The following is a 12,577-nucleotide window of genomic DNA, read 5'->3' as shown; positions in this document are numbered from 1 at the left end:
AAATGGAGAAACGATACAGTCAAATGACAACGCACGAACTCAATACAGAAATCGCAGGACTTTCTGAAAAAGCAAGAAAAGCGGAACAGCTTGGAATCATAAATGAACTGGCAGTGCTCGAACGGAAAATTGCCATGGCAAAGGCATACTTGCTGAACCCGGAGGACTTCTCGCCGGGAGAAACGTATGTTGTGGACGGCTCTGAGGACGAGTTTCGCATTAACTATTTAAATGGCGTTTTCGCTTGGGGATACAGAACATCGGCTCCCGATCAAGAAGAAGCGCTTCCAATCTCAGTATTACAGCAAAAGAAGCAGGGATAACCGAGAGGCTGAATATCAGCCTCTTTTTTATTTGAGCACACTCAAGGCGATTTTTAGAGAAAAAATGATTGAATTCACCCTGGATTTCTTTTAAGATGGAACTCGTTGTTTTTTCACATTAAAGGAGGCGATGACGTTGAGTATGAAAAATCCATCAGTAAAATTAATTATTTTTGTTCTAATGATCTGCACGTTTTCAATTGGATACACAGAATATGCGGTGATGGGTATTTTGACGTCGATTGCCGATGACTTTCATATACATGTTTCCTCTGCGGGACTCCTTGTCACCGCTTATGCGGCAAGCGTCTGTGTGACAGGCCCGCTCGTCACGATTGTTTCTGTTAAGCTCCCGAGAAAGCCGGTGCTTCTTGGATTGATGGGGATTTTCATCCTTTCCAACCTGATGAGCGCACTGGCACCGAATTTTGCGGTATTGGCGGTCTCAAGAATTTTATCTGCTTCCATTCACGGCGCTTTCTTTGCGATTGCGATGGTATTCGCTAGTGAAATGGTGCCGCTGGAAAAACGCGCCGCAGCCGCTGCGTCTATGAACGGCGGTTTAACAGTGGCTTTGATGCTGGGTGTTCCATTCGGTTCCTACTTGGGTGATGTCCTAAACTGGAGAGTCGTGTTTTCCATCATTACGGTGCTTGGAGTGATCGGATTTTTAGGCCTGATGGCTACCGTGCCGAACAGAAAACCAAAAGTCATCCCGATGCTCATGAATGAGTGGGGAGTATTTAAACACAAACAGGTGCTGTATTCCTTTGCGATTACAATTCTAGGCTATTCAGGCGTATTTATCGCTTACACGTTTATCGAACCGATTTTAAGAAATTCAGCAGGTTTCAGCACAGTCGGCATTACAGGCGCCCTCTTCGCCTATGGTTTGGGAGGGGTTGCGGGAAATTTCTTTTCGGGAAAAGTGCCGCTTCCTCTGCTGACCCGGACCATGATTGGCGTCATGATCGGTTTGATCGGCGTACTTGCGGTATTTCCGTACATCGCCGTTTATCCGGCCGCAGCCATTGTCGCGACTTTCTTATTTGGAGCTTGCGCATTCGGCACACCGCCTCTTTTGCAAACAAAGGTGCTTTCTTCATCTGAGAACGGCACAACGATCGCCGCAGCTGTGAGCGTGTCTGCATTTAACCTGGCTAATGCGCTCGGTGCTTGGATCGGCGGCATCATTTTAAGCGGAACCGGCTCTTATTCCTGGCTGTTTGCGGGAGGAGCGCTGATGACCGCGTGCGGACTGGTGCTCTCAACTTTTGCGCATCTGTCTGAAAAGAAAAGCGTCTATGAGTATCAAGTCAATAAAGGCTAAAAAACAGCTGCACATGTGCAGCTGTTCTTCTTTTATCGTTTGCCGGAGGCTCTCATTTTTTCCTGAGGATGCTGGTTGATTGACCCGTCAGGACGCTTTGAAGCATAGTCGTCCTTTGCTCTCGGTTCACCTTGAAACTTGTTTTCGTTTTCGTAAGGAAATCCTTTTTCTTTATTGCGGACCATTTCATATCCCCCTAGGTTCGAGATCAAAAAGTTGCGTCTTGCCAGATGAAGACGTAAGGTTAGTATATGGAGAACATGAAGTTTTAAAGCGTAATTTTTTTCCTGAAGGAAAGGAGACCACCAAATGAATACTTATATTGAGAAACTGACAAATCTGCTTCTGGAAAAAAACGATATGATCAGCTACATTCAGGCGAAAACATGGGTGGAATTGTTATGGAGCGACTTTGAAGCAACCTATGCAAAAGCCGGACACGCCTACCAAGGCGAAAAAATGACCGAAAAAATCGTCACACAGTGGATTGAGAACTATGGCGGCCAGCTCCACCTTTTCCAAAGCGGCCGTGAAGACGTGAATGATTACTTAAACCAAAGCAGAGGGCTTTTACATTAACACAGCCTGCCGGCAAAGTACGGCAGGCTGTTTTTTACACATTTGTATTAAGTACATCACTCATCACCATTCTAAGCATAAAACCAAGAAAAGCAGTATATGCAATCAGCTGCAGATAGGACAGAGGAAGCATGGATTGATGAATAAGAACAACACCTATAAGCAAAATAACAATCATCACCCAATGTGATATATAGCCTGCGAAATGAGCATTTGAGCGGGTGCGTTGGTCATTCTGAAAGTGTACGTTTCCCCAGAGTTTATTTCTATGAATATGTGCGGCAGAATAAAGAACTCGTGCAGTTCCGATGACTGCTAACAGAAGTGTTAAAGTTGAAGGTGAATGCCAATAAAGGACACACAATAAAATGGGAAGCAAAGTTTGCAAAAACAGTACGATACGTCATGTTCATATTATTTGTCTCCTTCTATCCAGAATAATTGATCTAATGAGCACTCTAATACTGAAGATAATTTAATTGCAGTGCCTATCGAGGGTTCATATCTTTGTTTTTCAATTGCAATGACCGTCTGTCTTGTCACTTGAATGTTTTCTGCCAGCTGATCCTGTGTCCATCCTTTAGCTTTTCTGTATTCTTTTACACAATTACGAACCCCGTGCTTCATCTTATTTGATCCTCTCTCATTATGTAACGTATACCTTACATAATGTATCATACAAAGATTAGAATGTAATGTACACCTTACAAACCTTAAAATTTCCTTAACTGTTAGAAAAAATAAACAAAAAGTGTTTCATCCTCCAGGCAATCAGGGAATACCTCTTATATCTTGTCAAAATCCGAGGAGGAGCTATGTATGAAAAAGAAACAAGTATTGCTCGCTTTAACTGCCGCCGCAGGACTGAGTTTCACAGCATGTAGCACTGCTCCCGCAGCAAAAGCTGCAACCCTTCAGACCATAAATGTCACCATGCCATCATCAGATTCTTATATGATTAAAGCAGGAAAACTGAATGTCCGGGCTGAGCCAAAACAAAAAAGCGCGATTCTCGGCACAGTATCATCTGAACAGAAAGTCACTGTAAAGAGATTTGCTAATGCTGATTGGGCTCAAATCGAATTCAAAGGAAAAAAAGGATATATTTCAACACACTTCTTAATGAAAACCGCAAGTCAAGCAAAAACAGCAAAACAGACTGCCTTCTATTCTCCAACACCGGAAAATGGAAAAGCCAAGCAGCTTTCCTCGGGGACAGAAGTCACTTTGCTCGGCTGGGGATTCAGTGAAAACGGAGGATTTGATTTCAGCTGGGCATTCGTTGATCACGGCGGGATAAAAGGCTATATTCCGACAAAGGATTTACAAATACGCTAAATAGACAGGCTCATGCTTGTCTTTTTGTCAGGATATTGAAACATTTCTTCTTTCTGAACGTAACAATGAGAGAGGAGATGATCATATGGCATGTTTAGTCGGCGGAGGGCTCATGATGATTGCAGGTCTTTTTATCAAATTGTTCCCTCCAAAGTCCATTAACAGTATATATGGATTCAGAACGAGACGCTCAATGTCAGATCAAAAGTTATGGAATGAAGCCAACCGTTACAGTGCGGCGCTCATGATCCTGTCAGGTTTGATTGTCTTGGGGGCCGGGGTGCTCCTGAGATCAAGCTTTATCATCCTTCAGCTGATCTTGCTTGTTGCTGCTTGTATCATCACTTTTATACTGACAGAGAAAAGGCTGAAACATATGACGCAAAGTCAAGGAGGAGATTTAAGTGGAAGGAGTTAACAGCCAGTTTGTCAAAACAAATGGAATCACACTCCACGTTGCTTCTGCAGGACCGGAGGACGGCCCGCTTATCGTCCTGCTCCATGGATTTCCTGAGTTTTGGTATGGCTGGAAAAACCAAATCAAACCGCTTGCGGACGCGGGGTACCGGGTGATTGCTCCTGATCAGCGAGGTTACAATCTCAGTGACAAACCGGAAGGAATTGAGGCATATCGGATTGATACATTAAGAGATGATATCATTGGGCTTATTTCGCAATTCACTGATCAAAAAGCAATCGTGATCGGTCATGACTGGGGAGGAGCAGTAGCCTGGCACTTGGCATCAACACGTCCGGAATATCTTGAAAAGCTTATCGCCATTAACATACCGCATCCGCACGTCATGAAAACCGTAACGCCAGTCTACCCTCCGCAATGGCTGAAAAGCTCATACATTGCCTTCTTCCAGCTGCCGGACAAACCGGAGGCCGCGTTAACAGAAAACGACTATGAGAAATTAGATAAAGCCATCGGGCTATCTGATCGGCCGGAGCTTTTTTCTTCTGAGGATATCAATAAGTACAAAGAAGCGTGGAAGCAGCCTGGCGCCCTGACGTCAATGCTGAACTGGTACAGGGCCCTCAGAAAAGGCAGCCTTGCAGAAAATTCCCGCGAATGCCATACAGCCCCTTACCGGATGATCTGGGGAATGGAAGACCGCTTTTTAAGCAGAAAGCTTGCAAAAGAAACAGCAAGACGCTGTCCAAACGGGCATTTAATATTTGTGGATGAAGCGTCCCATTGGATCAGCCACGAAAAGCCGGCCATCGTGAATCAGCTTATTTTAGAATATCTTGAAAACCAATAAGTCAGATTTTCTTTGCACCGTCTGTCGAAATGGCAGACTTTTTCTATGCTTTTTTTTCATACTCTATTTTAAACCTGACAAAATAACATTACATATACTCAAATGTCATACCAAAAATGTAACAAAAAACAGGTTTAAACGACTTTAAAAAAAGGAATAGCCTTACTGAAGATTTGTGTACAATTCCCCTAAGGCAATACTTAAAAAGAATAAAAAAAAGAAGGTGCCTTAATGAAGCAAGGATTAATCTCGATTATTATCCCGTCTTACAATGAAGGTTATAATGTCAAACTCATTCATGAATCTTTAAAAAAGGAATTCAAAAACATTCATTATGATTATGAAATATTCTTCATTAACGACGGAAGTATTGATGACACGCTTCAGCAGATCAAAGACCTGGCATCCAAATGCAGCCGAGTGAAATACATATCATTTTCGCGAAACTTTGGAAAAGAAGCCGCGATCTTGGCCGGATTTGAACATGTTCAAGGCGAGGCAGTTGTCGTGATGGACGCCGATTTGCAGCATCCGACCTATTTGCTGAAGGACTTTATCAAAGGCTACGAGGAAGGCTATGATCAAGTCATTGCCCAAAGGAACAGAAAAGGGGATAACCCCGTGCGTTCGCTTCTTTCGTCCCTTTACTACAAGTTCATTAATAAAGCGGTGGAAGTTGATTTGCGTGACGGTGTCGGAGACTTTCGTCTGTTAAGCCGCCAAGCTGTGGATGCACTTTTGAAATTGAGCGAAGGCAACCGCTTTTCAAAAGGCCTGTTTTGCTGGATCGGCTTCGAACAGAAAATTGTTTTTTACGAAAATGTCGAAAGAAAAAACGGCACATCCAAATGGTCATTCAGCAGCCTTTTTAATTACGGAATGGACGGCGTTGTCTCCTTTAACCATAAACCGCTGAGAATATGCTTTTACACCGGCATTTTTGTATTGCTGCTCTCTCTTATTTATATCATAGCCACGTTCGTCAAAATTCTTACAAACGGTATTTCTGTACCCGGATATTTCACAATTATATCTGCGGTCTTATTCCTTGGCGGGATTCAGCTGTTAAGCCTTGGCATCATAGGAGAATACATCGGCAGAATCTATTACGAAACAAAAAAACGTCCGCATTATTTGATCAAAGAAGCAAATATCCCGAGCAAAGATCTGCCTGAAACGAACGAATTGAAAAACATGCGGCGCCTGACCAAACTGCACTGAAATGAATCAATTGCCATTGGCAGTGCTTTTTTGCATGCTTACAGTTAACGGCAAGACTGGAGAATCCTTATGAAAAAAAGAAAACATGTCATGATTTATGCGGCCAGTCTGTTCATAGCCGTTCTTGCGCACGCTTTTTTTGTGAAAGAATGGGCGGAAGGCAGATATATGACCGGTCCCGGTGACGGACTGGCGCAAATGATCGTATTTAAGAAATTATTATATGAACAATACTCGCAAGGAAACTTTTTCTATCATTATTCATTCGGACTCGGCGGCGGCACATTCAGTCAGCTTGGCTATTATTTTTCTGCTTCTTTCCTTTTTCTTGTGACATCCGCCGCAGTTTGGCTGCTGCAATCGGTTCATCTCATCGGTGAGGCGGATACGCTTTTTTGGGCACAGTCAGCCGTTTTTATCAGCATTTTTAAGCTGAGTCTGATTATTTTTACAGCAGCTTCTGTTTTCAGCTATTTGCTCAAACGCAGAGCAGCGGCGTTTACGGGTGCTGTACTATACGGAGTATCGATTATTTACTTTCGCCATGAAGCGTATTGGGAATTTTTCACCGATACAATGATTTGGCTCCCGCTTCTCGTGCTCGGAGCGGAAAAAATCATCAGGGAGCGGCGTCCGGCATGGTTTATCATTGCTTGCTCACTGAGCTTAATCAACAATTTTTACTTTGCATACATAAATCTGATTTTCATTGGAATTTATATTTTGTTCAGATGGCTGATCAAGCTGGAAGATCATGAAGTGAAAAAATGGGTTCAATGCAGAATGTTTTTAGTCTCGGGACTCATTTCTTTCGGTATCAGTGCGGCGGTATTTGTGCCGGTGGTTTACGGGTATTTAAATAACCTGCGCCCTCCGTATAATGAAAAAATAGAGTGGCTGAATTTCGATGATAATATTTTATTTTCAAGCAGGATTATCGTGGTGCCAGCCATCTTTTTGCTGTTTTTGTTTGTCATTTCTTTTTATAAACACCGGGTGTTTCGCCTTTTTGCCGGATTGAGCCTTCTGTTTATCCTCTTTCATTTCAGTCCGTACGCTGCAAGCGCCTTTAACGGCTTTTCCGCACCGCAAAACCGGTTTGAATATATTTTGGCCTTTACAATCGCCGGAGCAGCCGCCGCAGGTTTATCACAGCTGCAGGAGCTGAGGCGGAAAGAACTGCTTCCTGCAGCAGCGATTGTTCTGCTTCTTTATTGGTATCATGTCCAAAGGTATGAGCTTGATATATGGAAGCCAGCGAATGAAAGCATCCTACTGCTTTTGTTCCTGACAATCGCTGCTTTGTTTACCGCAGTTTTTGTGAAAAAACGGGCAAAGCTGGCTGTATACGTTGTGGTGATTCTGTCTTCGCTGCTTGTCGCTAACACCTATCAGAAATATGCGCTCTCAGAAGGAGGCGGGCTGGACAGTGTCTCAAAATCCTATATTACAAGCGAGGAATACAAAGGAGACGAACAATCTCAGCTCATCAGACGTGTGCAAAAGGAAGACAATGATCCGCTCGTGAGAATCGACTGGATGAATGGCGTCCGCAATAACACTCCGATTATTTACGGGTTTAATGGATTCAGCGCCTACTCGAGCATTTTAAACAGCCATTTGCTCTCCTTCTATTGGAATGATCTTCGCATCGATATGGGAAGAGAAAGCGTCAGCCGCTACGCTTCATTGGGGGACAGAGCGAATTTGTACAGCCTGCTTTACGGCAGATATTATATGACGGAAAAAGTAAACGAAGCGAATGTTCCATACGGCTTTACAAAACATATGGAATCAGAGCACTACACCGTTTATGAAAATCAATACATGCTTCCTTTCGTCAAATCAGTCGATAAAGTTTACTCAGAAAGGGATTTGGAAAAATTGCCGGCTCTTGCGAAAGAGCAAGCGATGCTGAAAGGAATTGTGTTAGCAGATCCAACTGAAAAAACAGAGCAGCCGCCTGATCTGGCGAATCTGATCTCCAAATCGGACATCACTGCAAAACAAGCTCAATATCAAAACGGACTCCTCACTGTAACTGGAGAAAACGGCGGAGAATTGATCATCACTCCGAAAAAGGCGTCAGCCGGTCCGGGCGATTACTATGTCAGTTTTTATTTAAAAAGCAAAGCAAAAGACAAAGGATTTACGCTAAAGGTAAATGATTATGTCACAACAAGAAAATCCAATCAATCGATCTATAAAACGGGTGTAAATGATTTAACCATCAGAGTGCCTAAATCAGACCATATCTCGATCAGGCTTCCGAAAGGAACGTACGAGCTTTCACACATAGCGCTTTATGCAGAAAATTATCAAACATTAAAAAACGCTGTGTCGCAAAACAAAACAGAGAGAACAGACAGCCTGGAATGGAATAAAAACAAGCTGACATTCACATATCACAATTCCAAACCCCAGTACATCATGCTCCCGATTCCGTATGAGAAAGGCTGGGAGCTGAAAATTAACGGAAAACAGCAGAAAATTGAAAAAGCCGATTACACTTTTATCGGTTTTAAGGCGCAAAAGGGAGACAATCAAATTGAACTTACCTACTATCCGCCATATTTTAAAATATCCGCAGTGATGTCTTTCATCAGTCTGCTCTTAGCTGTTTTTTATACAAGACGCAAAAAAGCCCGGCTCTAAATAGAGCCGAGCTTTAATTTTTTCTGAAGCTTTTCTTCGCTGAATATCCAGCCGGTATAAGATGAGCGTATCTCAAGATCATGACTGATATGAACAATTGCGACAAACGGATAGTGCCCTTTACTCCGATAACGCAGGTCAATAAACCGTACCTCGTAATGATCCTTATACGTATCCACTTCCCACCTGTAAACCGGGGAGAACGAAAGAAACGCCGCAATGTTATCATCCTGCTTCGCCGCTTGCATAACGTCGGTTTCAGGCACAGGCACCCGATTAAACGTATCAAGTATCACCACGTGCCCGTCCATGCTCCTTCCTACATAAAAAGCATGCGCAGTTGTAACCGCAATCCGCCATTGCCTGAATTTCATTGTCGGCGAAATGATAATGCTTTCGATCTCTTCATGAATCATCTCACGGAGCTGCCGTTTGATTCGCAGCTGCATCATCAGGCGCAAAATATAATAGCCTGCCAGTATTACGTATAAGGTGAGAAATGTGATACCGGGGCTGCCGCCGACATACCAAACCGCGATGGCCGCCAGATGGCTGATAAATATAAACGGATCAAATGTGTTAATCAGCCCGAGTGCCACCCATTTTTTCGAAAACGGCCGGATGGCTTGTGTTCCGTACGCGTTGAAAATGTCAACAAATACATGTAGCACAACTGCCAGCAATGTCCACAGCCACAGATGCAGAAAATCAGCCTGCGGATAAAATAAATACAAAATCGCCGGAATGATGACAGACCAAAACAAAACGGCGGGAATAGAATGGGTAAAGCCTCTGTGATTTCTTATATAAACAGCATTGTTTTTAAGTTTTAACACAGTATCAATATCAGGAGCCTGTGAGCCCGCAAGCGTAGCGATCATGACTGCGTGAGCCATTGCCGGATCTGTTCCGACAACCGGATCCAGTGTCGCGATTCCGCCGAGGGCTATGCCCATGACAACATGTGTGCCCGTATCCATAGGTGACCTCCTTGCAGGTGTATCCTGCACATTCACTTTTGTAAGACATTACCTATTTTTATATACCCAATCTTTTAACCTGTTTAATCGTTCTCATATGTTTCCGCTTTTTCTTTACTTCTATTTAATGTAACATATTATCGTACTGTGCCCTTAGTGTACAACAAAAAACAGTCTAAAGAAAAGCGGGGCGCGAGAGACTGGGGAGAAACACATATGAACGTACTTGAAGATAAGATAAAACAAAAAGATATACAGCAATTTCAAAATGATTTAATTAACTGGTTCGAAAGAGAACAGCGCATTCTGCCGTGGAGAGAGGACCAGGATCCGTATAAAGTATGGGTATCTGAAGTGATGCTTCAGCAAACGAGGGTAGAGACGGTCATTCCTTACTTTTTACGGTTTGTGGAGCAATTCCCGACAGTAGAAACGCTCGCTGATGCCGATGAAGAAAAAGTGCTCAAAGCATGGGAAGGCCTCGGTTATTATTCGCGGGTCAGAAACCTGCAAAGCGCGGTTAAAGAAGTGAAGCAGCAATACGGGGGAGTTGTTCCGTCAGAAGAAAAAGAGTTCGGCGGCTTAAAAGGCGTAGGCCCTTACACAAAAGGAGCGGTGCTAAGCATCGCATACAATAAACCGATTCCTGCGGTTGACGGAAATGTGATGCGTGTCATGTCGAGAATTTTGTCCATCTGGGATGATATTGCCAAGCCAAAAACAAGAACGATTTTTGAAGAAGCAGTCCGTGCGTTTATTTCAAAAGAAAAACCCTCTGAATTCAATCAGGGTTTAATGGAGCTGGGAGCCATCATCTGTACGCCGAAATCACCTTCTTGCCTGCTTTGTCCTGTTCAGCAGCATTGCTCAGCGTTTGCAGAAGGCACTGAACGAGAACTCCCGGTGAAAAGCAAAAAGAAAAAACCGGGAATCAAAACAATGGCTGCAATTGTACTGACAGATGATGACGGACAAGTCTATATTCATAAACGCCCGTCTAAGGGACTGCTTGCCAATCTGTGGGAATTCCCGAATCTTGAAACGCAAAAAGGAATCAAAACAGAGCGCGAGCAGCTCACTGCATTTTTAGAAAGTGATTTTGGCATAAAAGCTGAAATCAGTGACCTCCAAGGTGTAGTGGAGCATGTTTTCACCCACCTGGTATGGAATATTTCTGTGTTTTTCGGTAAAGTAAAACAAGTGTCGGATACTGCAGACCTAAAAAAAGTAACGAAGGAAGAGCTTGAAGAATTCGCGTTTCCAGTGTCACACCAGAAAATTTGGAAGATGGCAGTGGAAGCAGCCGGAGTCATTTAATTCGGCTGCTCGGTAAGAGTCCTTAATCATAACTGACGCGCGTGCCGTGGCTGTAGTCTGCTTCATTGCGCTTCATTCCGCCGCGCGCTTCAATCTCTTGCGTTAATTCACGGTATTTTGATTGGCCTTCTTCGTTCAAATAAGGCATAATTTGCTGAAAGGCATGATGAAAAAAGGCGAGTTCACTGTTTTTCCAGTCCTTTTTGGAAATCATGGTCAATTCGCTCATATCTCGTCCGACATACATAACAGAAGACCCCCTTTAAAGTTCTTGCCATTATTGTTTGTGGAATGAAGAGAACTATACGCTATAAGGAGCTGAGGAAAAAATGGAACAAAATAAATGCGCACTCGTAACAGGAAGCAGCCGCGGCGTCGGAAAAGCAGCGGCGATCAGACTTGCGGAAAACGGCTATAATATTGTCATTAACTATGCACGCAGCAAAAAAGCCGCTCTGGAAACAGCGGAAGAAATCGAAAAACTTGGCGTGAAAGTGCTTACCGTAAAAGCAAACGTAGGCCAGCCCGCAAAAATTAAAGAAATGTTTCAGCAAATTGATGAAACCTTTGGAAGACTGGATGTTTTTGTTAACAACGCTGCATCAGGCGTACTGAGACCGGTTATGGAATTAGAGGAGACACATTGGGACTGGACGATGAACATCAATGCAAAAGCCTTGCTTTTCTGCGCTCAGGAAGCGGCAAAGCTGATGGAGAAAAACGGCGGCGGTCATATCGTCAGCATCAGCTCATTAGGTTCAATCCGCTACCTTGAAAACTATACGACAGTTGGTGTGTCAAAAGCTGCGTTAGAGGCTTTAACCCGTTATCTCGCAGTAGAGCTTTCACCAAAACAGATTATCGTAAATGCGGTATCAGGCGGAGCGATTGACACAGATGCGCTCAAACACTTCCCGAACAGAGAAGACCTTTTGGAGGATGCGCGTCAAAATACCCCGGCGGGACGTATGGTAGAGATTAAAGATATGGTCGATACGGTTGAATTTTTAGTGTCATCAAAAGCTGACATGATCCGAGGGCAGACCATTATTGTTGACGGCGGGCGCTCACTGCTCGTTTAAAAAATTTTTTTGAAAAAAGGAATAGCCACTCGATTACCTGCACATTCTAATGACCGTGGAGGTGATAACAATGGCTAACTCAAATAACTTCAGCAAAACAAACGCTCAACAAGTCAGAAAACAAAACCAACAATCAGCTGCTGGTCAAGGTCAATTCGGCACTGAATTTGCTAGCGAAACAAACGCTCAGCAAGTCAGAAAACAAAACCAACAATCAGCTGCTGGCCAACAAGGTCAATTCGGCACTGAATTCGCAAGCGAAACTAACACACAGCAGGTAAGACAGCAAAACCAATCTGCTGAACAAAACAAACAACAAAACAGCTAATCACTGAAACAGAAAAAAGCACTTCATCTTCGGGTGGAAGTGCTTTTTTCTGTTTGAAAAACGACAAAACTTGTGAAAGCTCAACAGAATGAGTCAAAGGGTTTGCTTAGATCAGAATCGAAATGATTAATGGTGGAAACGTTTAGACTTTGACCA

Annotated in this window: 15 protein-coding genes; 11 read left to right on the top strand and 4 right to left on the bottom strand. The window is 43.4% G+C overall.

Annotated elements, in window-relative coordinates; genetic code table 11:
• Positions 1-2: 2 nt before the first annotated feature.
• Together ACQVGS_RS17615 and ACQVGS_RS17610 are read left to right on the top strand one after the other, a co-directional pair.
• Complete coding sequence (locus ACQVGS_RS17615) at positions 3-323, top strand: YfhH family protein (RefSeq protein ID WP_024120648.1); 321 nt, start codon at positions 3-5, stop codon at positions 321-323.
• A gap of 136 nt (positions 324-459) precedes the next feature.
• The gene (locus ACQVGS_RS17610; protein ID WP_487446391.1) at positions 460-1,653 is read left to right on the top strand and encodes an MFS transporter; all 1,194 of its coding nucleotides are present in this window, start codon (positions 460-462) and stop codon (positions 1,651-1,653) included.
• Positions 1,654-1,685: 32 nt separating this feature from the next.
• Here ACQVGS_RS17610 and ACQVGS_RS17605 read toward each other — a convergent pair whose 3' ends face one another.
• Positions 1,686-1,838, bottom strand: coding sequence for a small, acid-soluble spore protein K (locus tag ACQVGS_RS17605; protein WP_010333452.1), 153 nt, complete (start codon positions 1,836-1,838; stop codon positions 1,686-1,688).
• A gap of 124 nt (positions 1,839-1,962) precedes the next feature.
• Between ACQVGS_RS17605 and ACQVGS_RS17600 the strand changes: the two genes are divergently transcribed.
• Positions 1,963-2,232 (top strand): YfhJ family protein, encoded by a 270-nt coding sequence (locus ACQVGS_RS17600; protein WP_024120650.1) that lies wholly within the window; start codon positions 1,963-1,965, stop codon positions 2,230-2,232.
• Between the two features lie 414 nt (positions 2,233-2,646).
• Here the strand turns inward: ACQVGS_RS17600 and ACQVGS_RS17595 are convergent, their stop codons facing one another.
• Complete coding sequence (locus ACQVGS_RS17595) at positions 2,647-2,859, bottom strand: helix-turn-helix transcriptional regulator (protein WP_010333455.1); 213 nt, start codon at positions 2,857-2,859, stop codon at positions 2,647-2,649.
• A 192-nt stretch (positions 2,860-3,051) separates the two neighbouring features.
• On the opposite strand from ACQVGS_RS17595, the gene ACQVGS_RS17590 reads away from it, so the two are divergent.
• From ACQVGS_RS17590 to ACQVGS_RS17570, 5 genes are all read left to right on the top strand, one after another.
• Complete coding sequence (locus ACQVGS_RS17590) at positions 3,052-3,570, top strand: SH3 domain-containing protein (RefSeq protein ID WP_095714801.1); 519 nt, start codon at positions 3,052-3,054, stop codon at positions 3,568-3,570.
• 85 nt (positions 3,571-3,655) lie between these two features.
• Positions 3,656-3,988 (top strand): SdpI family protein, encoded by a 333-nt coding sequence (locus ACQVGS_RS17585; protein ID WP_127695650.1) that lies wholly within the window; start codon positions 3,656-3,658, stop codon positions 3,986-3,988.
• Positions 3,975-4,838 carry an alpha/beta fold hydrolase gene (locus tag ACQVGS_RS17580; RefSeq protein ID WP_101860263.1) on the top strand — a complete coding sequence of 288 codons (864 nt, stop codon included), beginning with the start codon at positions 3,975-3,977 and terminating at the stop codon, positions 4,836-4,838. Before ACQVGS_RS17585 ends, ACQVGS_RS17580 begins: the two co-directional genes overlap by 14 nt.
• Positions 4,839-5,069: 231 nt before the next feature.
• Positions 5,070-6,059 (top strand): glycosyltransferase family 2 protein, encoded by a 990-nt coding sequence (locus ACQVGS_RS17575; protein WP_188323634.1) that lies wholly within the window; start codon positions 5,070-5,072, stop codon positions 6,057-6,059.
• A 69-nt stretch (positions 6,060-6,128) separates the two neighbouring features.
• The gene (locus ACQVGS_RS17570; RefSeq protein WP_491830315.1) at positions 6,129-8,714 is read left to right on the top strand and encodes a YfhO family protein; all 2,586 of its coding nucleotides are present in this window, start codon (positions 6,129-6,131) and stop codon (positions 8,712-8,714) included.
• Here ACQVGS_RS17570 and ACQVGS_RS17565 read toward each other — a convergent pair.
• Positions 8,711-9,694: a metal-dependent hydrolase gene (locus tag ACQVGS_RS17565; protein WP_024120657.1), complete on the bottom strand. Its 984-nt coding sequence runs from the start codon at positions 9,692-9,694 to the stop codon at positions 8,711-8,713. The genes ACQVGS_RS17570 and ACQVGS_RS17565 overlap by 4 nt on opposite strands.
• Positions 9,695-9,910: 216 nt before the next feature.
• Between ACQVGS_RS17565 and mutY the strand changes: the two genes are divergently transcribed.
• Positions 9,911-11,011 carry an A/G-specific adenine glycosylase gene (gene mutY / locus ACQVGS_RS17560; RefSeq protein ID WP_101863567.1) on the top strand — a complete coding sequence of 367 codons (1,101 nt, stop codon included), beginning with the start codon at positions 9,911-9,913 and terminating at the stop codon, positions 11,009-11,011.
• A 22-nt stretch (positions 11,012-11,033) separates the two neighbouring features.
• Here the strand turns inward: mutY and yfhS are convergent, their stop codons facing one another.
• Positions 11,034-11,258 carry a mother cell protein YfhS gene (yfhS, locus tag ACQVGS_RS17555; protein ID WP_024120659.1) on the bottom strand — a complete coding sequence of 75 codons (225 nt, stop codon included), beginning with the start codon at positions 11,256-11,258 and terminating at the stop codon, positions 11,034-11,036.
• Between the two features lie 82 nt (positions 11,259-11,340).
• Here yfhS and fabL point away from each other — a divergent pair, with 82 nt between their 5' ends.
• Both fabL and sspE read left to right on the top strand, forming a co-directional pair.
• Entirely contained in the window at positions 11,341-12,093 is a 753-nt protein-coding gene (gene fabL / locus ACQVGS_RS17550) for an enoyl-[acyl-carrier-protein] reductase FabL (RefSeq protein ID WP_044163745.1), read from the top strand.
• A 70-nt stretch (positions 12,094-12,163) separates the two neighbouring features.
• On the top strand, positions 12,164-12,421 hold the full coding sequence (sspE, locus tag ACQVGS_RS17545) for a gamma type acid-soluble spore protein SspE (protein WP_024120660.1): 258 nt from the start codon (positions 12,164-12,166) through the stop codon (positions 12,419-12,421).
• The last annotated feature ends 156 nt before the right edge of the window (positions 12,422-12,577 follow it).

It is taken from the genome of Bacillus sp. SD127 (assembly GCF_058566445.1).
The sequence above is the reverse complement of the archived record's forward strand: the minus strand, read 5'-3'. Positions and strand labels throughout refer to the sequence as shown.

What these genes read in the sequence shown, in the direction of transcription:
- ACQVGS_RS17615 (WP_024120648.1), top strand. Translation starts at nt 3, where the DNA reads ATGGAGAAACGATACAGTCAAATGACAACGCACGAACTCAATACAGAA.
- ACQVGS_RS17605 (WP_010333452.1), bottom strand. Translation starts at nt 1,838, where the DNA reads ATGGTCCGCAATAAAGAAAAAGGATTTCCTTACGAAAACGAAAACAAG.
- ACQVGS_RS17600 (WP_024120650.1), top strand. Translation starts at nt 1,963, where the DNA reads ATGAATACTTATATTGAGAAACTGACAAATCTGCTTCTGGAAAAAAAC.
- ACQVGS_RS17595 (WP_010333455.1), bottom strand. Translation starts at nt 2,859, where the DNA reads ATGAAGCACGGGGTTCGTAATTGTGTAAAAGAATACAGAAAAGCTAAA.
- ACQVGS_RS17590 (WP_095714801.1), top strand. Translation starts at nt 3,052, where the DNA reads ATGAAAAAGAAACAAGTATTGCTCGCTTTAACTGCCGCCGCAGGACTG.
- ACQVGS_RS17585 (WP_127695650.1), top strand. Translation starts at nt 3,656, where the DNA reads ATGGCATGTTTAGTCGGCGGAGGGCTCATGATGATTGCAGGTCTTTTT.
- ACQVGS_RS17575 (WP_188323634.1), top strand. Translation starts at nt 5,070, where the DNA reads ATGAAGCAAGGATTAATCTCGATTATTATCCCGTCTTACAATGAAGGT.
- ACQVGS_RS17570 (WP_491830315.1), top strand. Translation starts at nt 6,129, where the DNA reads ATGAAAAAAAGAAAACATGTCATGATTTATGCGGCCAGTCTGTTCATA.
- ACQVGS_RS17565 (WP_024120657.1), bottom strand. Translation starts at nt 9,694, where the DNA reads ATGGATACGGGCACACATGTTGTCATGGGCATAGCCCTCGGCGGAATC.
- mutY (WP_101863567.1), top strand. Translation starts at nt 9,911, where the DNA reads ATGAACGTACTTGAAGATAAGATAAAACAAAAAGATATACAGCAATTT.
- yfhS (WP_024120659.1), bottom strand. Translation starts at nt 11,258, where the DNA reads ATGTATGTCGGACGAGATATGAGCGAATTGACCATGATTTCCAAAAAG.
- fabL (WP_044163745.1), top strand. Translation starts at nt 11,341, where the DNA reads ATGGAACAAAATAAATGCGCACTCGTAACAGGAAGCAGCCGCGGCGTC.
- sspE (WP_024120660.1), top strand. Translation starts at nt 12,164, where the DNA reads ATGGCTAACTCAAATAACTTCAGCAAAACAAACGCTCAACAAGTCAGA.